The 21,249-nt window shown below is 68.7% G+C and carries 19 protein-coding genes and 1 pseudogene; 11 read left to right on the top strand and 9 right to left on the bottom strand.

The genetic code is table 11. The annotated features are described in order from the left end of the window. The first annotated feature begins 18 nt into the window (after nt 1-18). Both MB828_RS16395 and MB828_RS16390 read left to right on the top strand, forming a co-directional pair. The gene (locus MB828_RS16395) at nt 19-924 is read left to right on the top strand and encodes a LysR family transcriptional regulator (RefSeq protein WP_301648823.1); all 906 of its coding nucleotides are present in this window, start codon (nt 19-21) and stop codon (nt 922-924) included. A 107-nt stretch (nt 925-1,031) separates the two neighbouring features. Further along, nucleotides 1,032-2,114: a tartrate dehydrogenase gene (locus tag MB828_RS16390; protein WP_301648822.1), complete on the top strand. Its 1,083-nt coding sequence runs from the start codon at nt 1,032-1,034 to the stop codon at nt 2,112-2,114. Nucleotides 2,115-2,571: 457 nt separating this feature from the next. On the opposite strand, the pseudogene MB828_RS16385 reads toward MB828_RS16390, so the two are convergent. Together MB828_RS16385 and MB828_RS16380 are read right to left on the bottom strand one after the other, a co-directional pair. Further along, a pseudogene (locus MB828_RS16385) lies at nt 2,572-2,914 on the bottom strand (transposase); the annotation flags it as partial. Between the two features lie 173 nt (nt 2,915-3,087). Beyond that, complete coding sequence (locus MB828_RS16380) at nt 3,088-3,876, bottom strand: class I SAM-dependent methyltransferase (protein WP_301648821.1); 789 nt, start codon at nt 3,874-3,876, stop codon at nt 3,088-3,090. Between the two features lie 796 nt (nt 3,877-4,672). On the opposite strand from MB828_RS16380, the gene MB828_RS16375 reads away from it, so the two are divergent. The 4 genes from MB828_RS16375 (at nt 4,673) to MB828_RS16360 (ending at nt 8,047) form a co-directional block, all read left to right on the top strand. Next, the gene (locus MB828_RS16375; protein WP_301648820.1) at nt 4,673-5,440 is read left to right on the top strand and encodes an alpha/beta hydrolase; all 768 of its coding nucleotides are present in this window, start codon (nt 4,673-4,675) and stop codon (nt 5,438-5,440) included. 416 nt (nt 5,441-5,856) lie between these two features. After that, nucleotides 5,857-6,027, top strand: coding sequence for a hydrophobic protein (locus tag MB828_RS16370; protein ID WP_133028738.1), 171 nt, complete (start codon nt 5,857-5,859; stop codon nt 6,025-6,027). 1,078 nt (nt 6,028-7,105) lie between these two features. Next, nucleotides 7,106-7,276, top strand: coding sequence for a hypothetical protein (locus MB828_RS16365; protein ID WP_301648819.1), 171 nt, complete (start codon nt 7,106-7,108; stop codon nt 7,274-7,276). 78 nt (nt 7,277-7,354) lie between these two features. Beyond that, on the top strand, nt 7,355-8,047 hold the full coding sequence (locus tag MB828_RS16360; RefSeq protein ID WP_301648818.1) for a LysE family translocator: 693 nt from the start codon (nt 7,355-7,357) through the stop codon (nt 8,045-8,047). Between the two features lie 911 nt (nt 8,048-8,958). Here the strand turns inward: MB828_RS16360 and MB828_RS16355 are convergent. Both MB828_RS16355 and MB828_RS16350 read right to left on the bottom strand, forming a co-directional pair. After that, nucleotides 8,959-9,090, bottom strand: coding sequence for a hypothetical protein (locus tag MB828_RS16355; protein ID WP_301648817.1), 132 nt, complete (start codon nt 9,088-9,090; stop codon nt 8,959-8,961). Nucleotides 9,091-9,327: 237 nt separating this feature from the next. After that, nucleotides 9,328-10,137: an SDR family NAD(P)-dependent oxidoreductase gene (locus MB828_RS16350; RefSeq protein WP_165941726.1), complete on the bottom strand. Its 810-nt coding sequence runs from the start codon at nt 10,135-10,137 to the stop codon at nt 9,328-9,330. 136 nt (nt 10,138-10,273) lie between these two features. Between MB828_RS16350 and MB828_RS16345 the strand changes: the two genes are divergently transcribed. Both MB828_RS16345 and MB828_RS16340 read left to right on the top strand, forming a co-directional pair. Beyond that, nucleotides 10,274-10,837: a TetR/AcrR family transcriptional regulator gene (locus MB828_RS16345; RefSeq protein ID WP_301648816.1), complete on the top strand. Its 564-nt coding sequence runs from the start codon at nt 10,274-10,276 to the stop codon at nt 10,835-10,837. A 1,177-nt stretch (nt 10,838-12,014) separates the two neighbouring features. After that, entirely contained in the window at nt 12,015-12,782 is a 768-nt protein-coding gene (locus MB828_RS16340) for a glucose 1-dehydrogenase (RefSeq protein ID WP_301648815.1), read from the top strand. Nucleotides 12,783-13,333: 551 nt separating this feature from the next. Here the strand turns inward: MB828_RS16340 and MB828_RS16335 are convergent. Genes MB828_RS16335 through MB828_RS16325 form a run of 3 tightly spaced genes read right to left on the bottom strand, consistent with a single transcriptional unit; the run spans nt 13,334 to nt 16,595 of the window. Then, nucleotides 13,334-14,116, bottom strand: coding sequence for a crotonase/enoyl-CoA hydratase family protein (locus tag MB828_RS16335; protein WP_301648814.1), 783 nt, complete (start codon nt 14,114-14,116; stop codon nt 13,334-13,336). Continuing rightward, complete coding sequence (locus MB828_RS16330; RefSeq protein ID WP_301648813.1) at nt 14,113-15,363, bottom strand: CaiB/BaiF CoA transferase family protein; 1,251 nt, start codon at nt 15,361-15,363, stop codon at nt 14,113-14,115. The genes MB828_RS16335 and MB828_RS16330 overlap by 4 nt, the downstream gene beginning before the upstream one ends. 5 nt (nt 15,364-15,368) lie before the next feature. After that, nucleotides 15,369-16,595, bottom strand: coding sequence for an acyl-CoA dehydrogenase family protein (locus MB828_RS16325; RefSeq protein WP_301648812.1), 1,227 nt, complete (start codon nt 16,593-16,595; stop codon nt 15,369-15,371). 425 nt (nt 16,596-17,020) lie between these two features. On the opposite strand from MB828_RS16325, the gene MB828_RS16320 reads away from it, so the two are divergent. From MB828_RS16320 to MB828_RS16310, 3 genes are all read left to right on the top strand, one after another. After that, nucleotides 17,021-17,755: an acetoacetate decarboxylase gene (locus MB828_RS16320; protein WP_301648811.1), complete on the top strand. Its 735-nt coding sequence runs from the start codon at nt 17,021-17,023 to the stop codon at nt 17,753-17,755. Nucleotides 17,756-17,786: 31 nt separating this feature from the next. Beyond that, nucleotides 17,787-18,731 carry a 3-hydroxyacyl-CoA dehydrogenase NAD-binding domain-containing protein gene (locus MB828_RS16315; RefSeq protein WP_301648810.1) on the top strand — a complete coding sequence of 315 codons (945 nt, stop codon included), beginning with the start codon at nt 17,787-17,789 and terminating at the stop codon, nt 18,729-18,731. A 75-nt stretch (nt 18,732-18,806) separates the two neighbouring features. Then, nucleotides 18,807-20,336 (top strand): CoA transferase, encoded by a 1,530-nt coding sequence (locus MB828_RS16310; RefSeq protein ID WP_301648809.1) that lies wholly within the window; start codon nt 18,807-18,809, stop codon nt 20,334-20,336. Here the strand turns inward: MB828_RS16310 and MB828_RS16305 are convergent. Continuing rightward, nucleotides 20,327-20,689, bottom strand: coding sequence for a hypothetical protein (locus MB828_RS16305; protein ID WP_301648808.1), 363 nt, complete (start codon nt 20,687-20,689; stop codon nt 20,327-20,329). The two genes, MB828_RS16310 and MB828_RS16305, sit on opposite strands and share 10 nt — an antisense overlap. A 165-nt stretch (nt 20,690-20,854) precedes the next feature. After that, nucleotides 20,855-21,211 carry a hypothetical protein gene (locus MB828_RS16300; RefSeq protein WP_301648807.1) on the bottom strand — a complete coding sequence of 119 codons (357 nt, stop codon included), beginning with the start codon at nt 21,209-21,211 and terminating at the stop codon, nt 20,855-20,857. Nucleotides 21,212-21,249: the final 38 nt, after the last annotated feature.

Below are 21,249 nucleotides of genomic sequence, written 5' to 3'. Positions count from 1 at the left end.
CAATCGCTGGAGGCGGCTGTGGACGCGCGGCAGCTCGAATACTTCCTGGCCATCGTCGAGCACGGCGGCTTCAGCAAGGCCGCTGCCGCTCTCCACGTGGCCCAGCCCTCCCTGTCGCAGGCGATGGCCAACCTGGAGGCCGATCTCGGTGTGGCGCTCTTCCACCGAGTGGGCAGAGGCGTCGTCCTCAGCGAAGCGGGGACCGAACTTCTGGAACCCAGCCGGCGCGTACAGCGCGACCTGGCCGCCGTCCGCGACACCGCCACACGACTCGCCGGGCTGCGCGGCGGCCGGGTGGAGATCGCCACCATGCCCTCGCCCGGCATTGAGCCGCTGACGACCCTCATCCACCGGTTCGCTGAACTCCACCCCTCGGTGACGGTGAGCACCCAGGCCGCCTTCACCCCGGACGAGGCCATCTCCCTCGTCCGCAACGGAGCCTGCGAACTGGGCCTCCTGGGCAGTGCGACCCCCGTCCTTCTGTCCGGACTGGATGTCCTGCCTGTCGAGGAACAACCGTTCGTGGTGGTCGCCGCACCCGGCGGCCGTATCGAGGACGACGTCACGATCCACCCCGATGACCTTGCTGGGGAGAAGCTCATCGCCTCGCGCACGGGCAGCCTGATGCGCAGCATCGTCGACGACATCACCGCCGGCGGCAGAGGCGCCGAGATCGCGACCATCGTCGACCATCGCACGTCGATCCTGCCGCTTGTACTGACCGGTGTGGGCGTCGCCGTCCTGCCGTCGTCCTGGACCCGCCTGGCCCGCCGTTGCGGCGCGGTCGTCGCCCGCATCGAACCCACCGCCCACCTCCACGTGGCCATGGTCAGCCTTCCGGCGCACCTGACGCCGGCCGCTCAGGCGTTCCTTGCCTTGACCGGATCGCTGGCACAGAAGAGGGCGCAGGACAGCTCCTCGTAAACCCATTGGCTCCGCCTATACGAGGCATCGAAAGCCGGTCTTGGACGTCGCCTGTTCGCCCCGTGTTGACTCGGAACCAACCCCACCTCAGCGAGCCGGAGGCACCCATGAGCACCGAATCCCGTACGTTCCGTATCGCAGCCATCCCCGCCGACGGCGTGGGCAAGGAGGTGGTCGCCGCCGGTCGTGCCGTACTGGATGCCCTGGCCGCTGACTCCGGCGGGGCGTTCGCCTTCGAGTGGGAGGAGTTTCCCTGGGGCTGCGAGTACTACGAACGCACCGGGAAGATGATGGACGAGGACGGGCTCGACCAGCTCAAGGACTTCGACGCCATCTACTTCGGCGCGGTCGGTTGGCCCACCGTGCCCGACCACATCAGCCTGTGGGGCCTGCGCCTGCGGATCTGCCAGAACTTCGATCAGTGGGCCAACGTCCGCCCCGTCCACTTCCTCCCGGGCGTCGTCAGTCCGCTTCGCAAGGCCGACGACACCGAACTCGACTGGGTCGTCGTACGGGAGAACAGCGAGGGCGAATACGCAGGATTGGGAGGTCGCAATCTCTCCGCACGCGGCCAAGGCGGTGAAGTCGCCATCCAGTCCGCCCTGTTCACGGAGACAGGCTGCGAACGCATCATGCGCTTCGCCTTCGACCTGGCCCGCACCAGGAACCGCCGCAAGGTGTCGTCCGTGACGAAGAGCAACGCTCAACAGTACGGCATGGTTCTGTGGGACGACGTCTTCAAGCGGGTCGCTGCCGACTACCCGGACGTGGAGACCGAGAGCGTCCTCGTCGACGCGATGTCCGCGAAGTTCGTCCTGCGGCCCGAGGACCTGTCCGTGGTCGTCGCCTCCAACCTCAACGCCGACATCCTCTCCGACCTCGGCAGTGCCCTCGCCGGTAGCCTGGGCCTCGCCGCCAGCGCCAACCTCAACCCCGAGCGCCGCTTCCCCAGCATGTTCGAACCGGTCCACGGCTCCGCCCCCGACATCGCCGGACAGGGCCTCGCCAACCCGATCGGCGCGGTCGGCAGCGCAGCCCTGATGCTGAATCACTTCGGCCTCCCTGACGAGAGTGCGCGCCTGGAGAAGGCCATCGAGAGGACGACGGCCTCCGGCATCCTGACCCGCGACGTCGGCGGCACCGCGACGACGGACGAAGTGACCAAGGCGCTGATCGACGCCCTCAACTGACGGCACAAAGGAAAAGGCAACGGGCTGCCCTATGCCGACTTTTTGCGCGAGATGTCAGCACAGGGCAGCTGTCTGACCCGAGGCACCTGCTGATTCAAGGGACGTTCCTGTTTGCGCTGGACGACTGAGACGGTTCCCTTTCGCGCCATGACAAGACTCGCCCAATTCCGGCAGTGTCCACCAAGGCATCGGTGGAGAAACATATGCAAGGCCCCCGGCCGGTGTGGCCGCGCGATTCGCCTATTTTTCCTGGACGGTTCATAGGGACGCGGCCGGCCCGTCGCAGGAGCCCTTGACACTGCGCGCCGTGAACGCGGCCTGGCCGACCGGGCGCCGGTCCGCATTGAAGCCCTCCATGCGGTACTCCCTGCGGACCCTGACCGCATCGCGGGCCTTTCGCCCCGTTTCCGGCGCTCTGGCGGTGCCAGGCCGGGTGGGCAGGCGGCCGGCGACGGTAGCCGACCTGGGCGTTCTCGATACGGCCTGCGGTGCCGGTGTACTGCCGCTGCACCCCTGCCGACAACCGGCCCTTTTTCAGGAAGCCGGTCTCGTCGACGACGAGAACGCTGCCGTCGGTGCCGAGGTGTTCGGCGGCGTAGGCACGCAGGTCGTCGCGGACGGCGTCGGCGTCCCAGCGGCCGTGGCGCAGCAGGTGTTGCATCGGTCCGGGCCGACTGTGGGCCGCCCGTTCGGATAGCTGCCAGCAGTAATTCCGCTCGACGCTCGACAGCAGCCCGAGGAGGTAAGCGCGGGCCGTGGCTAGGGGCTCATCTCGTCCGAACCGGCCTGATCCGGGCCATTACCTGGTCGAGCATCGCCCGCCAGCGGACAGGGTCTACGCGATGACTCGCGGCCACCGCACGATCTTCAGGAGTCCACACGACCCTTGATCATCTCGCGGCGGCCGCCTGCGTCAGGCGCTGCAGTACTGGCCGTCGTCGCCTTGGACATCGCGAAACTGCACACTGGAGTACTAATCCGCTTGCAGTACGAAGAACAGGAAGCACAGGAAGCGCGGCATGGCCGCAATGGCCTCGGGGAACATCTCGCGGGCGGCGGGATCAGGATCCGGCTCGCTGATGACCGTGATTCGGAAACCGGCCCCGGTGAAAGCCTCGATCATCGCGTGCAGCGGCCTGTGCCAGCGACTCACCAGGGCGGTCTGACCGCCTATGGTCCACTCCACGGTCCAGTTGGTGGTGTCGAAATAGTTGCACTCGGCCTCGCGGTCGGCCTCGCGGTGTATGAGGTTGATGGCAAAGGGATGGTCGACAGACGCGATCAGCCGACCGCCGGGCTTGAGTATGCGACGCAGCTCGGCCAGAGCAGGCCCCCAGTCCTCCAGGTAGTGCAGCACCAGGGACGCCACTACATCGTCGAACGTGTCATCAGGGTAAGGAAGCGGGCTGCCCAGGTCCGCCACCTGCAAGTCCGCACCGTCGCCGAGCCGCTGCCGAGCCAGTTCCAGCATCCCGGCACTCGAGTCGAAGCCACTCACGATGGCGCCACGGTCCCGCAGCGCGGCAGACAGGAGCCCCGAGCCGCAGCCGGCGTCGAGGATCCGCCGTCCGGCCACGTCTCCAGTGAGGCCCAGCATTGCGGGCCGCTCGTAGTAGGCATTGACGAGGTTGGTTTCATTCGCGGCCGTGTACGCCTCGGCGAAGCTGTTGTAGTCGTTGACCTTCGACGGATCCACACTCACCGAGGACGGCGAGACCAACCTGGTGGAAAACGCGTGCTCTTGGTGCTCGCTTGAGATCATGGTGCGGGAGACGTGTGCCGCAGCAGTTCGGTTCCTGGCCCGACCATCAATATGTCTGCCCACAGAGCCCGCCTCAACTGCGGCTCGACTCAACGATCTTCGGGCAGGTCCGGGCGCAGCGGCACCGGGCCGATCTGAATCGCGACCACGGCCGGCACGCGCCCTCGTCTGGGGAGTCGCACCCAGGAGGAGACTCCGCTCCTGGGAACCTGCCAGCCCGCCCGATGCCTCAATTCGGTGCTGACCCTCACCCACGAGCGGATCTGGCGGATGGAGGAGGCCGACCTCGTGTAGCTGCTGAAGAAGAAGCCGTCCAAGCCTCGGCGCGAGCAGGGTCTGACCCGTCTCGCTGAGCGTCCACTTGCGCAGAAGGCTAGGCTCGGGGATACCACCACCAGGGCGACCGACCAGCAGGGCAAGCTCGACGCGCTCGCCACGGTGACCGCGAGTTGCGGGGGTCACGAGCGGGACCGGTTCGCTACCGGTCTCGTCCGCCGGATCGTTGCGGTCCGCCAGATGCTGCGTGGCCTGCCTGGAGTGAGAGGGCCTGCCGCCGTCCCCGTGTCCGCTGTCTGGGCTAGGGCCTGTGTGGAGCCGTGATCATGTGGCGGGGAAAAGGGTTGGAGGGATGATCGTCGGGCTGCTAGCTTTCGGTCGACCGTGACACCGCCCGAGGAGGTGAGACCCATGAACGCTGTATCGACGTGGGTGCTCCCCCTTCCCGTTACGGCCGGCGACTGACGTAGGTGTCGCCGGGAGCGCCTCGACAACAAGGCACTCCCGAAAGGCAACACCTATGCACTCTCTGAAGTTCACCGCCGAGTCGTCGTCGAACGGCATGCTCGAACGCGACTTCACTCTGGGCGACGTCCCGGGCGTCCTCTGGTCGCCGGCGTCCAACGCGGCCGACCGCACGCCCCTGATCCTGATGGCCCACGGCGGCGGTAACCACAAGAAGCACCCGGCGATGTCCGGCCGTGCCCAGCGACTCGTGACCGGCTGCGGCTTCCATGTCGCCGTCATCGACGCGCCCGGTCACGGCGACCGGCCGCGTACGGCACACGACGAGGCGGAAATCGCCGAGTTGTTCCGGGCGCGGGCGGCGGGCGAGCCGGAAGGCCCGATCGTCGTCCGCTACAACGACCACCTGGCGGAGCTCGCCGTGCCCGAGTACCGGACGACCCTGGACGCCCTCCAGGAACTCCCGGAGATCGGCGCCGACGGACCGGTCGGCTTCTGGGGCATCAACATGGGCACCGCGATCGGAATACCGTTCGTGGCGATCGAACCGAGGATCACCGCCGCGGTCTTCGGCCAGCACTGGCCCCATGCCCTGGCCGAGAAGGCGAAGCAGATCACGATCCCGATCGAGTTCGACCTGCAGTGGGACGACGAGCACATCGCCCGCGAGGAGGGTCTCGCGCTGTTCGAAGCCTTCGCCTCGAAGGAGAAGTCGTTGCATGCGAACTCGGGCAAGCACAAGGAACTGCCCCGGTTCGAGGCCGACAGCGCCGTCCGCTTCTTCGCCCGGCACTTCGACCGAGCGATCACTTCGCTGGCCTGACGTGCGCGGTCGCGGCGCCAGGCCGGCCAGCCAGGCGCCGCGACCGCGGGCCCGGGTCGTAGGCGGCTCAGCCGGGCGTCGGTGCAGATATCCATGGCGTCCCGCTGCTGTTGGGCCGGCTCGGGGGCGACTTGGCCTGGCCGCGCGCCACTGGGTGTCGTCGACGTAGCTCTGCCCCCGGGCCTTGAACGCGGTCGCGTCCGGGGCCTACATCCGGCAGAGCCCCCGTGCGCTGACAAACCCAAGGCCACAGCGGTGCATGAGCGATCATCACTGCATAACCGCGGTGCATCAGCTGCCGGAGAGGGGGAATCGTGCATGGCGCGCCCCTTCCCCTCATCCCGCAGAAAAAACTCCTGATTTGTGTGCTTGTAGGAGCGGAGTAAGGGCATTCGAGGGCCAGGAGGTTGATAACGATGGTTCCCCTGCTTCTGGTTCTTCTGCTGGCTCTGATCCTCTTCGGCGCGGGCTTCGCGCTGAAGGCGCTGTGGTGGATCGCGGTGATCGTGCTGATCGTGTGGGCGCTGGGCTTCGTCGTCCGGTCCGCGGACGGCGCAGGCCGCAAGGGGCGCTGGTACCGCTGGTAGCCCCAGATCCTCAGCGTGAGGAGCGCTGCCGTAACGGAATATGACGTGGGCCCGGCCGGGAAGGCCGGGCCCACGTCATGCAACGGTGCGTACCCGCTCAGACGGAGCGGATAGATCGGGCGTACCGGGCGCATCGGAGGGTACGTGAGTGATGCACCGGCCCCGCAGAAGCAGCAGTGGAACCCTGCGCCTCCTCATTTCTGCGGGGCTGCTGCATGCGCCCTGGCTGAACGCCTGTCGGGCGACGCAATGCCCACCTGTTCACCGCCAGGAGAGTCTGCTTGGTGGCCTCGTGCAGCACGAGGCCACCAAGCAGTGCGCTACTTGAACCAGCAGCGGACGCCGTGGTGGCGGGAGCAGGTGCCCTGCGAGTGCCGGGAGTGGTGCGTCCAGCCGCACACCCCGGTGGTGTGGTGGACGCAGTAGTGAACGGTGTTTGTGGACGGCAGGGTCGCCGCGGAGGCGGCCCGCGCGCTGAAGAAGACGCCGTCGACGGCGACAGCAACGGCGCAGGCAGCAAGACGAAACGCACAAGATTGCCGATGCGCCCGTTTGGGCATCCGTCAGGAACCACGGCGGCCTGCGGAGTTCATGTAAGGGCACCGGGAACGGGAGCGGACCGTGCTGGAGCAGAAGAGCGATGGCACCTGGCTCTCGCGCTTTTGCAGCCGACGCGACCGACCCGGCTGTCAGTGCCGGCGACCAGGCCTGAAGGGATGCATCAGGATGACGAGCAGTTACTGCCGCTCGGGCTTCATGTCCGGAAAGCCACCAGGTAGCCGATGTCGTGCACCATCGCGATGTGTTGACCTCGAGCGTGCGGGCGACGGCATCGGGGCGGCTTGACCAGGGTGTGGCCGCACCGACCGACGGCTCCCGCTGCGCCGCGAAGCCCTGGGCGACGGCCTCGACACGATCGAACCGCTCCGTCGCCTGGAGGCCCGGATCACCAGGCTCGGGGAGCGCGTGGGCCGCACCCCTCCGCCGAGACCGCCCGAAGGCATGGACTGCCCGCGCCGCGCGGGCGCGGTCTGACCTGGGGCCTGCCCTTCGACCGTGCGGGCGCGGCCCGTGAGGTATGCGGCGCCGCACACCAGGCCGGCTGCTGCTGGAGACGGCCGGGCCTCAGGGCGAGGTGGCGAAGCTCCTGCCGCCACTGACCGCGGCGGACGGGCAACTGGCACAGGGCTTCGGGGTACTCGGCGAAGCCGTCGCCTCGGTGGTCGGTCATCGGGCCCTCGCAGCGTGAGGGGGCCTGTCGCCAGCCCCTCGGCAAGAATCCCGGGCGATGAACAGACAGACCACGGGTCAGCGAAAGGGAAAGCGAATGTCGGTCGACCTCGTCGGCTTCTTAGGTGTCGTGCTGGTGGCCTATGTAGTCCCCGGCCCGGACTTCCTCGTGGTGGTCAGATCGGCCACCGAGCACCCCGCCAAGGGGCGGGCCGCCGCGCTGGGTGCCCAGACCGGGCTGTGCGTGCACATGCTGGCCGCCGCCGTCGGGCTGTCGTTGATCGCCGCCCGTTCCCCGGTGGTCTACGACGCCATCAAGCTGCTGGGCGCGGCCTACCTGGTCTACCTCGGGATCCGGGCGGTCCTGGCCGCCCGGCGCGCGGCCCACGAACGGCGCGCGGCCCATGAACGGCCCGCGGGAAGAGTAGTGACTGGCGGGCCGCATGACACGAGCGCGCTGCGGGCCTCGACGGGAGACGGGCCGACCCGCGGCCGATGGCGGTCCGGCTTCGCCCAGGGTTTTTTCACCAACGTGCTCAATCCGAAGGCGGCGCTGTTCTTCCTCAGCATCCTTCCGCAGTTCGTCCACGGCGGTGGCTCGACAACGCGGCAGATCTTCTTCCTCGGCATCCTGGACGTCCTGATCGGCGTCGTCTACTGGTTCGTTCTGGTCGCCGTCGCCGCACGTCTGCGTGCCCTGCTCGCCCGTCCGAAGATCCGCTACCGCTGGGAGCTGGCGACCGGCTGGCTGTTCATCGCCATCGGTATCGGCGTCGCTGCGGCCCCCTGACACCACGGAAGTGCAGAACGTCGCGGTCGCCGTGGCGCTGCACGGCACGGCCGTACCGGCGGGGGCGGAGATCATGCGGACGCTGGTACGCGGCGGGCGTAGCCGGGTGACCGTGCCCGCCGTTACCCAGGTGCTGCCGTGGCTCGACGGGCGACGGACGACGGGCGACGGGCGACGGACGGGGATCAGGCGGCGGCCCAGTCGCGCAGCTGGCTGACGGTCCGGATGACACCGAGCGTCTGTCTGGGAGGCCGCGTCGCGTACGAGGGCGACGGCCGCCATGTGCGGGTAGTCGATTGCGGATGTGTCGTCCTTTCATTCGTCGTCGGGGCGGCCCCGGCTTCCAGGGCTGGCGCCTGCCGGGCCGGAACAACGTCTTCGGCCGCTTCCGTTGTGCCGGGGATGTGGGGCAGCCCAAGGGTGTGGGCCCAGGCCTGGGCGATCTCGCGACGCAGATCGTCGACAGCCGTGCGGACATGGGCCGAGGTCGCTGAGCAGGCGTTCCTGCCGGCGGCGCAGTTCGCGGTTCTCCTCCCGCACACTGGTCGTGCTGTAGGTGACGTGCTCCAGGACCTTGCTGTGCCGGCCCTCCTGCACCTGGTGCGGCGCCGTCCTGGCAGCCTGCCAGGTCAAGAATGCAGGCCTGGCCCACCCGGAGGCCCGCATGATCCTCACCGTAGTCCCCAGTCCGGCCGCGGCTGCGGGGCTGAGCACGGCGCGGCTTCGGTCTCTCCTGCGCAAGGCGGGCCGCCAACGCCGCATCGGACGTCGAGAGGGGCGACTCGCAGTTGAAATCGAAAGTCTCTACGGCGGCGTCAGCTGGGAACTCCGGATGGGCGTGCCAGATTCCAGCCAAGGCGACCAGCAGGTTCCACGAGGCGGCTGGGTGCAGCTCCGTCTCCCCTGAGTCCTCAGCCGTTCGCGGCCAGGCGCAGGGCTGCGGTAGTGCGGCGGGCTTCGCCGTGAAGCGCAGTGGTTTCGGGGATGCGTGCCGCCACGAAGCCGGCCAGCCGTGCGACCTGGTCGTCAGTGATCCGTTCCACTCATACCCCTGCGGCTGGCGACCCTGTTCACCTGCGACGGCGCCAACCATCGCACCGACCTGACACCGCCACGGGCAACGGGGCCCGGCGGCTTGACCAAAGAGATGGGGGCACCCCTCGGATGCGCGCCGCAGTGACGCCGTCCGCGGCAGTCAATGGCGCACCGTCGCCCGGCGCCGAGGGCGCCGAGGGCGCCGGGCAACGGTATGGCCTGGTGGTGCAGCGGAGACCGGTTGGTCAGTCGGTCTTGGCGGTGACCGACTCCCAGCGGTCGTACTCGTCCAGGAGCTGGGCGAAGTGGCCGCGGACCATCTCCAGGCCGGCCGTGGCCACCGCGAGGTGCAGCGGCGGCTCGTCGATGCCGGTGACGTCGGCGACGGCGGACATCGACTTCACCAGGTCGCCGCGCACAGCCTGCTGGTCGAACTCGGCCATCTGTGCGTAGGAGTCCGCGTAGTCCGCGATGGACCGGGCGGGCATCGTCGAGTTCGCCGTGAAGTTGGTGTTGAAGCCGGCCGGCTCCACCAGCGTGACCTTGATACCGAGCGGCTGCAGCTCCCAGGCCAGGCCCTCGGTGAGGTTCTGCACGGCGCTCTTGGAGGAGGTGTACACGCTCATCGTCGGCAGGGCGACGTGGCCGCCCATGGAGCCGATGTTGAGGATGTGGCCGCTGCCGCGCTCGCGCATGTGCGGCAGGACGCCCTGGATCACCTGGACGACGCCGACCACGTTGGTCTCGTACTGGGCCCGCAGTTCCTCGGCGCTGACCTCCTCGACGGTGCCGATCTGGCCATAGCCGGCCGCGTTGACGACGGCGTCGATCGCGCCGAAGCGGTCGATGGTCTCCTTGACGGCGGCCTCGATGCTGGCCGGGTCGGTCACGTCGAGTCGCGTGACCAGCACGTTCGGGAGTTCGGCGAACGACGCCGGGGCCTTGGCCAGGGTGCGCATGGTGGCCGCGACGTTCCAGCCGCGGGCCACGTACTCGCTGGTGAGAGCCTCGCCCATGCCGGTCGAGGTGCCGGTGATGAGAACGGTCTTGCTCATGATGGTGCTCTTTTCGTGTGTAGTGCGACCCCCTGGTCGAACTTGCGCATAACCGGGCCAGCCGAATGATTCGGATGCCCTGACTGAACAAACTCGACAGAAAATGTATAGCACGCACATCCTGTATGGTGTCAATGTGACCGAAGTTCGAGGAGACTCCCACCGTCGTGAGCAGGTGCTCGCGACCGCCCTGACCGTTTTCGCCACGTTCGGTTACCGCAAGGCGTCGATGGATGCGGTGGCGCAGGCCGCTGACATCTCCCGGCCCGGCCTGTACTTCCTGTTCTCCAACAAGCAGGAGCTGTTCCGCGCCACGATGCGTCAGGAGCTGGACACCGCCCTCGAGGACGCCCGTGCGGCGCTCAAGACGCCCGGTGCGGAGCTCGAAGCGCGCGTGGTGGCGGCACTCGACGCCTACCTCGGTCGCTATGTCGGCACGCACCTCAGCGAGGGCGTCGACGGCCTGCTGGAGAACGGGGCCGTGCGGCTCAACGAGATGTACGACGAGAGCCGGGCCGCCTTCATCGACGAGCTGACCGAGGCTGTCGCCGCCTCGGGCCGGCCCGGCGGAGACGTCACCCCGCGGCAGATCGCCGACGTCCTGGAGGCCGCGGGTGAGGGGTGGAAGCACCGGGTCACCACCCGCCACGAATTCGTCGAGATGCTCGGCGTCGCGGTGCGCGTCGCACTGCGCCCATAGCCGCACTGGGGTCGCACAGAGCGGCAGCCCGTCGCGCGCGGCTGAAATCGATATCCAGGTGCGGGTCGTACTCCTCGGGCTCAAGGCCGAGTTCGTGGGTGGCGTACTCGCCGAAGCGGCGGATGCGCTCCGTTGGGTACGGCGAGATGCGCGCCAGGTCTTCCGGGGCGATCTCCCAGCCTTCTTCCCGGAGTTGACGCACGATCTACTCGAGGTCCAGGAGTGACGCACGCGCCGGGCAGTCGGCAGACCCGCCCGGAGCTCTGGACGGCTTCGGGATGGGCGTGACAGCGCGTTCCGTGCGGGCGTAGTGCTCGGCGCTGACTCCGAACGAGCCTCGCGGCCTCTTCACGGCGCAGCCCATTGACCCGCCGGTGACCCGGGGTCGGCAGGCTCGCAGCGGGTGAGGGGTGCCCTGCCAGTACATGTAACAGCAGGTCCTTCCACACACGTCTGACCTGCGGTCTCATCGATGTCAGGCCGGCAGACGGCAGCGCCCTCGCCACGCGGCACACGCCGCCCGGGAGGTCGGAACCGGAAGGCGATGTCCTTCCCGGCGAGCAGGGGAGGGCGCTGGCTCTCCGCACGGAAAGGAGTCGGTCATGGCGGACGAGTACCTGGGCCCCCGCAGCCCCGCCCGCGCCCCTGGCCCTCTCCGGGCGCCCGGACCCATCCGGCGCCCCGCCCCCCTCCTTCCGCGACCACGGAAAAGATCATGCAGGCAACCGTCCATCACATCCCCATGCGACGTACGGGTTGAAGTCCGGCCCGAGGTCGCCCTGGAGCAGCCCACCGTGCGGTGAGCGGTGATCCCCACCGTCGCCACCTGTGTCTGCGGTTCGGGCCTGCTCGGGCCTGCGGGACTGCCGAGGCATCGACGAGATCGCCGGGCCCACGCCCGGCGGCCACGAAGACGTCGGCATCGTCGAAGAGGCCGACAGCGAAGTGACGGGCATTATGCCCGGCCAACTCGTGGTCGGCTCGTTCCTCGCCTCGGACGACAACCTGCCCCAACCGCGAGAACGGCTACCGGACCAACTGCCCGCACCGCGAGTCTGCGCCCCTGGCCAACTGCCGGGCACAACCGCCGCAGCGAGAACCCGGCTGACACACCCCTGTACACGAGGCGGTACCCCCGACGCCGGGCCCGCCTGCCACAGAGATCGGACCCCTGAACATGAACCCGAAGTACAACTTCGAAGGCCGGGTCGCCCTGGTCACCGGCGCGGCATCCGGTATGGGACTGGCCACCGCCCGCGCCTTCGCCCAGGCCGGTGCGGCCGCCGTGCTGGCCGACGTGGACGAGGCCGCCGTGCAGAGGGCGGCGAAGGACCTCACCGACGCCGGGCACCAGGCCGTCGGTGTGGCGTGCGACGTCACCGACGAGGACCAGGCCGCCGCCATGGTCCAGAGCGCGGTGGACACCTACGGCCGCCTGGACATGGCCTTCAACAACGCCGGTATCCAGGTCCCGCCCTCGGGCGCCGCCGACGAGACGGCCGAGAACTTCGACCGCGTCAACGGCGTCAATCTCCGCGGTGTGTGGGCTGCCCAGAAGCACGAGCTGCGCCAGATGCGCATCCAGGGCTCCGGGGCGATCGTCAACTGCTCTTCCCTCGGCGGGCTGGTCGGCCTGCCCGAGCGCGCCGCCTACCACGCCTCCAAGCACGGTGTGATCGGTCTGACCAGGAGCGCCGCGGTCGAGTACGCGCCCAAGGGCATCCGTATCAACGCCGTCTGCCCCGGTGTGATCGAGACTCCGATGGTCGCCGGCATGCTCGAGGGGCAGGCCGAGGCCATGGCCGCGATCATGAGTGAGCAGCCCATCGGGCGTCTCGGCCGGGCCGAGGAAGTCGCCGCCGCCGTCCTGTGGCTGTGCAGCCCCGGCGCCAGCTTCGTGACCGGCGTCGCCCTGCCCGTCGACGGCGGATACACCACCCACTGAACGCAGCCCTGAACCGGGCCCAGGGCACCGGGCCGGGGGTGCGGTACGCGCGCCTGCAGCCCGCGATCGGTCTTCGGGAAGCCGCCCGTTGGTCTGAGCGAGCAGCCGGGCTGTAGTGGTGGTCGGCCCCTGCGTTGCCCAGGCGCAGGTGAAGGTGCCGCGGTGTCCGGGGTGAAAGGAGCCTGATCGAACGCCGCGACGAGGACATCGAAATCGGCCTGACCCGCCCGACCTCGACGCTCGCCCACCTGCATCGACTTCGGCGCGGAACACCTCGCCGACGCCCTCCTCGCCGGCCTCGGCCTCACCGGCGCGCGGGCGACGACATCGCCGGCGTCGTCGCCCGACTGGAGCGGACGACCCGATCGTATTGATGAGGCCAGTGCCGTCATCGGTGTGGTTGCGGCCCCAGGGACAGGACGCCGGGTTGGTGCGGTCGTGTGGCGGCCCAAACTCGGAATGTGGCACCTGCGCGCTGACAAAGCGTCGGCGGATCACTCCCCGGGAGCCGGACGAGGGTGAGGGAACGCAGGCCGCTGACGTGACCGGTGTCAGCGGCCGTGCCAGACGGGGGCCCGCCTCTCCGCGAACGCCCGCGCGCCTTCCTGCGCGTCCTCGCTGTCGAACACTCCGCTCGTGATCTCGTCCTGGCGTCTGAAGGCGTCGCTCTCGTTCAGGCCCTGCGTTTCACGCAGGACCTCCTTGACGGCCGCCAGCGCCAACGGTGCGTTCCGCGCGACGCGCCCCGCCAGTTCCAGGGCCCCGTCCAGCGCGCCGCCCGGTGGGGTCAGCACATTGACGAGGCCGTAGTCCTTGCCTTCGGCGGCGGTCAGCGGCTCGCCCGTGAGCAGTACGCGCGAGGCGACGTGGTAAGGAAGGCGGCGCGGCAGCCTGACCAGTCCGCCTGCCGCCGCCACGAGACCGCGCGTGACCTCGGGAAGCCCGAACCGGGCGTCGTCCGCGGCGACGATCAGGTCGCAGGCGAGCACCATCTCGAAGCCGCCGCCGAGCGCCCAGCCTTCGACTGCGGCGATCAGCGGTTTGCGTACCGCCGTGCCCGTGAGCCCGCCGAATCCCCGGCCGGGGAGCACCGGCAGCTCGCCTTTGGCGAATGCCTTCAGGTCCATGCCCGCGCTGAACACCCCGCCCGCGCCGGTGAGCACGCCGACCGACAGTTCCGGGTCGGCGTCGAGCAGGTCGACAGCCGCCGCGAGCTGCAGCGCGGCCTCGTGGTCCATGGCGTTCTTCTGCGCCGGGCGGTTGATGGTGATGGTCAGCACGCCGTCGTGGCGTTCGTGGAGCACCAGGTCGGCCGCTTCGGATGCCGCGCTCATCGCGGGTTCTCCGTTTCCGTCGTGCCGGGGATCGCTCCTTGGGCGCGCAGCTCGGCGATCTCGGCGGGGCCGAATCCCAGCTCGGCGAGGATCTCGTCGTTGTGCTCGCCCAGGTCCGGCGCACGCTTCGCCGGCACCTTCGGCACCCCTCGCAGGTTGAGCGGGCTGCTGATGGTCTCCGTGAGCCCGCTGACTCCCTCCAGCGGCACCACGATGTCGTTCGCGCGCAGCTGCGGGTCCTGCGCGGCCTCCTCCGGGGTCTGAATGAGGCTGTAGGTGACGCGTTCCCGGGCCAGGGCGTCCTTCCAGTGGGCGAAGGGCCGCGCGCGGAACTCGGTGTCGAGCAGCTCGCTCAGCGCGGCGGCGTTCTCGATGACGCCCTCGATGTCGGCGAAACGCGGGTCCTCGAGCAGCTCGGGGCGCCCGATGGCCCGCGTCAGTCCTGGCCAGTGGGGTGGTGATGCGACCAGCATGAACCACTCGTCGTCCGCGGTCCGGTACGGGTTGATGAGCGGGTTCGCCGGCGCCTTCCGGTCGTGCAGCTCGAAGGGGGTGCCGTCGGCGAGGGCGCCGGCCACCAGGGTCCCGGTGGCCCAGACGCCCGTGGCCAGCAGTGACGTCCCGACGTTGGCCCCTTGTCCGGTCCGCTCGCGGTGGTAGAGGGCGGTCGTGATCGCCGCGTAGATGGCGATCGCCGTCGTGTAGTCGCCGCTGCCCCAGACCGGCACGGTCGGCGGGGCGCCCGCGTCGCGGGTGGCGGCCAGCAGGCCGCTGCGCGACCAGTAGGCGGTCAGGTCGAAGCCCGGCTGCCGGGCGTCGGGACCGGTGTCCCCGAAGCCGGTGAGGTCGGCGTAGACGACCCTGGGGTTCCAGCCCGATACCTCGTCGTAGCCGAGGTGCAGCTTCTCGCGCGTGCCGTGCGGGAAGTTGGTGATCACCACGTCGGCCCACTCGACAAGCCGTTCGAGGACCTCGACGGCCGCCGGTGACTTGAGGTCCAGCACCATGCCCCGCTTGTTGCGGTTGGCGAGGTGCCAGCTGTAGTTCGCCTGCGCCTGTGGACTGGGCGGCACGGAACTCAGCCGCCGCTGGGGGTCGCCCGTCCCCGGCGGCTCGATCTTGATGACGTCCGCCCCGAAGTCGGACAGCACGGTGGCTGCGGCCGGTCCCGCGATGAACGAGGACGCGTCGAGGACCTTCAGGCCGGTGAACACTGACAGGCCGGTGAACACTGATTCGGTGGTCATCGTCATCACTTCACGAAGGCGCTCAGGCCGCCGGTGACGGCGCGTCCGACGATGAGGGTCTGGATCTCGCGCGTGCCCTCGTACGAGTAGATGGCCTCGGCGTCTGCGACGAATCGGCCGATGTTGTAGTCGAGGATGATGCCGTTGCCGGCCAGCAGTTCGCGCGCCCATCCCACGGTCTCCCGCATCCGTACGGTGCAGTAGGCCTTCGCCAGCGAGGACTGCTCGTCCCGGTACACCCCGGCATCCTGCAGCTGGGCGAGCCGCGTCACCATCCCGCACGAGGCCGTGGCATTGCCGAGCATCTTCACCAGCAGATCCTGTACCAGCTGGAAGCCGCCGATGGGCCGCCCGAACTGCTCCCGCTGCTTGGCGTACGCCAGGGCGATCTCGTAGGCGCCGAACATGATGCCCACCGCCTGCCACGCCACCCCGCTGCGCGTCCGGCGCAGGATCTCCGCGGTGTCCTTGAACGAATTGGCGTTCTGCAACCGGTTGGCCTCCGGAACGCGGCAGCCCTCGAGCACGATGTCGGCATTCTGCACGATCCGCAGCGCCATCTTGTTCTCGATCTTCGTCGCGGTGAACCCCGGGGTGTCCTTCTCCACGACGAAGCCCAGCACGTGACGGGTCTCGACATCGCGGGCCCAGATGACGACCAGGTCGGCGAATGTCGCGTTTCCGATCCACCGCTTCGCGCCGTCGAGGATCCAGCCGTCGCCGTCGCGGCGCGCGGTCGTCTGCAGGCCGCCGGCCACGTCGGAGCCGCCGTGCGGCTCGGTCAGCCCGAAGGCGCCGATCTTCTCGAAGCGGCTCATCGCCGGCAGCCACCGCCGCCGCTGTTCCTCGGAGCCGCAGGCGAGGACGGTGCCCATGGCCAGACCCGTGTGCACGCCGAAGAACGTCGCCACCGACGCGTCGGCATGTGCGAGTTCCAATGCCATGAGACCCGCGAAGAGGTTGCTCGGCCTGGATTCCTCCGAGTCCGGGTCCGCCCAGCCCACAAGACCGAGCCTCGCGAAGCCCTCGACCAACTGGAAGGGGAACTCGGCCCGGGCCCAGTAGTCGTCGACGATCGGGTCGACGTCGGTGCGGAGGAACTCACGGAGGGACTCGATCTTCTCCCGTTCCGGGCCCGACAGCAGCTCCTCGTAGGCGTAGAAGTCGGCGGGCAGCAGCCCTTTGCCCAGGTACGGACCGGACGGTGTCGGCAAGGTCGTGGCGCCGCTCATGGCAATCTCCCTCAAGCGCTGTGGGCCGTGGCCTGGAGATCCGCGCCCGTCAGCGCACTGGGCGCCCGGCGTTTCGGTTCTGAGCGCGATTAAACGCGGCTCCGGGGCGGGTCCCCCGGATCCGCGCCGCCTGGGGTCGTGGTGTCGCCGCGGACCACCCGAGCGGCCCGTCGCCGAACGTGCGGGAGACAGGCACTCGCATCACACAAGCACTCGGTGGCCGACGTAAGGGCCGGTGAGCGTCCACTCACACCCTCGTTGCTGATGCTCATCGCCGAGCGTCAGGGCAGCACCGGTTCTGAGAGCGTGCGCTGCGGCTGCGGCTGCGGCCGGACCGCGCCGGATCGCCAAAGCACAGCGAGATGTGCGGATCGGAATATCCACCTATCGTTGATGCAGGGTGATTTGGTGCGAAAGGGTGAACTATGCGCGCCGAGGACGTCGTGCATGCAACAAGCACGCCGCTGGATGCCCCAGCCTTCCCGAGAGGCCCGTACTGGTTCACGGACCGCGAGTATCTGAGGATCACCTACCGGACGGATCCGCGCGCCCTGGAGAAGGTGGTACCTGAGCCGCTGCGGGTGGTGGAGCCGCTGGTCTGCTACGAGGTCATGCGGATGCCCGACACGACTGGTCTCGGCGACTACACCGAGTCGGGGCAGCTCGCCGTCGTCGAGTTCGACGGTGTGGCCGGGGAGTACAACCTCTCGATGTACGTCGACAACTTCCCGGCCATTGCCAGTGGACGTGACATCAGCGCCTACCCGAAGAAGGTCGGCAAGCCTCGGCTGTTCGTGGACAGCGACACCCTCGTCGGCAGCCTTGACTTCGGCTCCCTTCCGGTCGCGCGGGCGACGATGGGCTACAAGCACGCACCGCTCGACGCCGACGAGGCCCGGCAGGGAGTCACGCAGCCGACGTTCATGCTCAAGAAGCTGCCGAACTACGACGGTACGCCGCGCATCTGCGAACTCATCCGCTCGCAGATCACCGACATCACCGTCAAGGGCTCCTGGAGTGGCCCGGCTCGGCTGCAGCTCTTCGCCCATGCGCTGGCCCCGCTCGCAGACCTGCCGGTCCTGGAGATCGTCTCCGCCTCTCATGTCCTCACCGACCTCAGGCTCGGCCCGGGCGAAGTCATTCACGACTACCTGGCCTGACCTCGCAACGTCGGCCACCGAAGGGATTGCCATGCCCGAGAGCCCCGGCGTTGCCGGAATCCGGAGCGCCGCCGTGGTCGGGGGAGGTGTCATCGGCGCGTCATGGGCGGCACTGTTCCTGGCCCGCGGCCTGTCCGTCACGGTCAGCGACCCGCAGCCCGGCGTCGACGAGGCCGTACGCAGGACCATCGCGGAGGCATCACCGGCGCTCCAGGCGCTGGGGCTGGACACGTCCAAGCTCACCACGGACCTGTCCTTCGAACCGGATCTCGCCGCCGCCGTCCGTACGGCCGGCATGGTGCAGGAGAACGGCCCGGAGCGGCTGGAGGTCAAACACGAGATGTGGCGCGTCATCGAGGCCAACGCGCCTGCCGACGCCCTGTTCACCAGTTCCACCTCCGGCATCCCCGCCACCGAGATCGCCACGGTCCTCAAAGCCCCGGAGCGACTCGTCATCGGGCACCCCTTCAACCCGCCGCATCTGGTCCCGCTGGTCGAAGTGGTACCGGGCGGCCGGACGTCGACGGAGACGATCGAGCGGGCCCGAGCCTTCTACCTCGCCCTGGGCAAGCGTCCCCAGGTGCTGCGCAAAGAGGTACCCGGTTTCGTGGCGAACCGGTTGCAGGCGGCGATGTTCCGCGAGTGCGTGCACCTGGTGAGCGAAGGCGTGGTCACCATGCAGGAACTGGACGACATCGTCACGTCGTCCATCGGCCAGCGCTGGGCCGGCACCGGCCCCTTCCGCAGCTTCCACCTCGGCGGCGGCGAGGGCGGCCTCGCCCACTTCATGGACCACCTCGGGGTCGGCATGGAGCGCCGTTGGGCCGCGATGGTCAAGGAGGACGTCGCATTCGACGAATCCACCAAGCAGCTGCTGAACGAGCAGGCCAAGGAATTCGGCGGCACGATCGATGAACTCGCCACCGAACGCGACCGCGCGCAGATCGCCGTCATGCGTGCCCTCGGCGACGGCTGAGCCGACAGGTGAACCGAGACGCCGGCTCGCCCCGGCCACCGTCCAACACCTGAGAACCCGTAAAGCTGGTCCCTCATGAGCGTTGAAGAACTCACCGACCGCATTCAGCACAACATCGACAACCCGCTCACCGACGACGGCGGCTTCGACATCCACGAAGCCCTGCGCGCAGTACTCGCCTCAGTGGACCTGCGCCCCGAGGACACCGACGGAAAGATCACCTTCCTCGGCCGCGACCCGGTCGTCCCGAGCATCATGCGCCTCGGCGCGGTGCCCTCACTGGGCATGACGGCGAAGTCGGTCGCCCTGGCTGCCCTCTGGCGACACCGCGGCGGAGAGGGCCAGGACATCACGATGGATCTGCGCAAGGCCCCGCATCGGCTGTGCCCCTTCTACGACAAGAAGTGGGAGCTGCTCAACGGCTACCCCGGTGGCACCCCGTCAGACCCGACGAACCCCCTGGGCTTCAACTTCTACCAAGCGCGCGACGGCCACTGGGTGATGCCGTTGAACCCCTACCCAAAGATCAAGAACAGCGTCTACAAGCTGCTCCGTGCCTGGCCCGAGCAGCAGGCCATCGCCGATGCCGTTGCCAAATGGAACGCCGAGGAGCTGGAGAAGGCCGGTGATGAGATCGGTGTGGTGATGCCCATGCTCCGCACCACAGCGGAGTTCCTCCGCGAGCCGGAATGCGAGTACATCGCCCGAGAGCCCCTGGTGAAGATCGAGAAGATCGGCGACAGCGAGCCTGAACCTCTGACCTCCTCGGTGGACCAGCCGCTGTCAGGAGTACGCGCTCTGGGCATGAGCCACATCATCGCCGGCGCAGGCGTCGGCCGGGACCTGGCCCAACACGGCGCGGATGTGCTGAACATCTGGCGGCCCAACGAACTGGAACACGACATCACGTACAACAGCGCGAACGTCGGCGTCCGCTCCGTCACCATCGACCCCTATGGTCCGGAAGGGCGGGCGCAGATCCGCAGGCTGCTGCGCGATGCCGACATCTTCTACGCCAACCGCCGCCCCGGCTATCTGGAGAAAGTCGGCATGAACGCCGAGGAGGCGGTGGAGATCCGTCCTGGCATCATCCACCTCAACTTCGCCCTGGTCGGCGGCGCGGGCCCCTGGGCCACACGCGTCGGCTTTGACCAGACGGCTGGTGCGCTCACCGGAATCATGCTCATGGAGGGCGAGGACGGCATCGCCGCCAAGGCCACCAGCACGCCGGCACTGCCGTACATCAGCGTCGTCAACGACTATGTCCTGGCCTGGCTGGGCAGCACCGGGGTCATCGCCGCGCTCATGCGCCGCGCCACCGAGGGCGGCAGCTACCGCGTCACCCTCAACCTCACCCGCATCGCCACGTGGATCCTCAGCCTCGGAGTCTTCGACCGCGACTACGCCCATGAGGTCTCGCTCAACCCCGACCCGGAGTCCCCCCACGCCTACCTGGACCCGGACACCTTCAGCGCCGACACCCCCTGCGGCCACTACCAGGGCGTCACCGACCAGGTGGTCATGTCCAAGACCCCAGGCCACTTCCGGGACATCCTGCTCCCTCGCGGCAGCAGCGCACCGGTCTGGCTCCCGCGCTACAGCTGACCACGCCGACAGCAAGCCCGGGGCAGACGCGTCTGACCCGGACTTACGACATTCCGGTGCGCTGCGGGAACCTCCCGGGTGTCCCGAACGGCGACCATCGTTCCGAAGCGCGTGCCGATCCACCCGATCGTCTCGACATTCCAGTCCAGCGGCCGGGCCACCCTGCGCATCGCTGCCCGGATCAGTTCGACTCCGCCGAGCCCGCCAGCTACCTCGTCGTCCAGATTCACCTGGTAGGAGCCGCCGAAACCGCCAGCCCCCTCGGGGCAGGAGCGGCGCAGCAACGGAACCAGGACCTCGGCCATGGCGATGCAGCGCGGGTCCTTCGCATAGGAAACCATCGGTCCCGTCATCGGCGGCCGCGATCTCCACCACGGCCAGCCCCGGCACCGCGACGTGCGCGTCGTTGAACGGACTCATACAGCTGCTCGACTCGCTGACGTGGCACCTGGAGCCGGTGCGTCTGAAAGACGTGGGGGACCTGCCCGACGGTGGACACGATGGACACGGCATGAGCGCTAGTGGCGGCCGGTCAGGAACACCGAGCGGAGTTTGAGGCGGTCCGTGGCGGGGTTTCCGTGGGGCCTCAGCGTCCAGGAATCGCCCGTGCAGTCCGGCTCAGTGAAGACGATCACCCACTCGTCGGTGTCGTTGTGCGGGGCGAACGCGGGCTCGGAGGAGCCCGGGTCGGCGACCTCCGGCAGAGTGATGCAACCGGGACTTGCCGGGTCATGGAGGGTGGCCGACTGAGGAGTGCCGTCCAGACCGGCGAACTTGTAGGAGAAGTCACCGGTGGCGGCGCTCGCGGACATCGGGACGGCCACCACGAGGGCAAGCGCGCCGAAGGCCGCGACGACAGCCGTACGAAGACGCATGGGGAACTCCTTTGCACAGGTCACGGGTATGCAGGTCC

Origin of the sequence: Streptomyces arenae (assembly GCF_022343545.1) — a bacterium.
GTDB classification, from domain to species: domain Bacteria; phylum Actinomycetota; class Actinomycetes; order Streptomycetales; family Streptomycetaceae; genus Streptomyces; species Streptomyces humi.
The sequence above is the reverse complement of the archived record's forward strand: the minus strand, read 5'-3'. Positions and strand labels throughout refer to the sequence as shown.

Excerpts from the sequence above, each read along its gene's own strand:
- MB828_RS16390 (WP_301648822.1), top strand. The coding sequence starts at position 1,032 with ATGAGCACCGAATCCCGTACGTTCCGTATCGCAGCCATCCCCGCCGAC.
- MB828_RS16380 (WP_301648821.1), bottom strand. The coding sequence starts at position 3,876 with ATGATCTCAAGCGAGCACCAAGAGCACGCGTTTTCCACCAGGTTGGTC.
- MB828_RS16375 (WP_301648820.1), top strand. The coding sequence starts at position 4,673 with ATGCACTCTCTGAAGTTCACCGCCGAGTCGTCGTCGAACGGCATGCTC.
- MB828_RS16370 (WP_133028738.1), top strand. The coding sequence starts at position 5,857 with ATGGTTCCCCTGCTTCTGGTTCTTCTGCTGGCTCTGATCCTCTTCGGC.
- MB828_RS16365 (WP_301648819.1), top strand. The coding sequence starts at position 7,106 with ATGCGGCGCCGCACACCAGGCCGGCTGCTGCTGGAGACGGCCGGGCCT.
- MB828_RS16360 (WP_301648818.1), top strand. The coding sequence starts at position 7,355 with ATGTCGGTCGACCTCGTCGGCTTCTTAGGTGTCGTGCTGGTGGCCTAT.
- MB828_RS16350 (WP_165941726.1), bottom strand. The coding sequence starts at position 10,137 with ATGAGCAAGACCGTTCTCATCACCGGCACCTCGACCGGCATGGGCGAG.
- MB828_RS16340 (WP_301648815.1), top strand. The coding sequence starts at position 12,015 with ATGAACCCGAAGTACAACTTCGAAGGCCGGGTCGCCCTGGTCACCGGC.
- MB828_RS16335 (WP_301648814.1), bottom strand. The coding sequence starts at position 14,116 with ATGAGCGCGGCATCCGAAGCGGCCGACCTGGTGCTCCACGAACGCCAC.
- MB828_RS16330 (WP_301648813.1), bottom strand. The coding sequence starts at position 15,363 with ATGACCACCGAATCAGTGTTCACCGGCCTGTCAGTGTTCACCGGCCTG.
- MB828_RS16325 (WP_301648812.1), bottom strand. The coding sequence starts at position 16,595 with ATGAGCGGCGCCACGACCTTGCCGACACCGTCCGGTCCGTACCTGGGC.
- MB828_RS16320 (WP_301648811.1), top strand. The coding sequence starts at position 17,021 with ATGCGCGCCGAGGACGTCGTGCATGCAACAAGCACGCCGCTGGATGCC.
- MB828_RS16315 (WP_301648810.1), top strand. The coding sequence starts at position 17,787 with ATGCCCGAGAGCCCCGGCGTTGCCGGAATCCGGAGCGCCGCCGTGGTC.
- MB828_RS16310 (WP_301648809.1), top strand. The coding sequence starts at position 18,807 with ATGAGCGTTGAAGAACTCACCGACCGCATTCAGCACAACATCGACAAC.
- MB828_RS16305 (WP_301648808.1), bottom strand. The coding sequence starts at position 20,689 with ATGACGGGACCGATGGTTTCCTATGCGAAGGACCCGCGCTGCATCGCC.
- MB828_RS16300 (WP_301648807.1), bottom strand. The coding sequence starts at position 21,211 with ATGCGTCTTCGTACGGCTGTCGTCGCGGCCTTCGGCGCGCTTGCCCTC.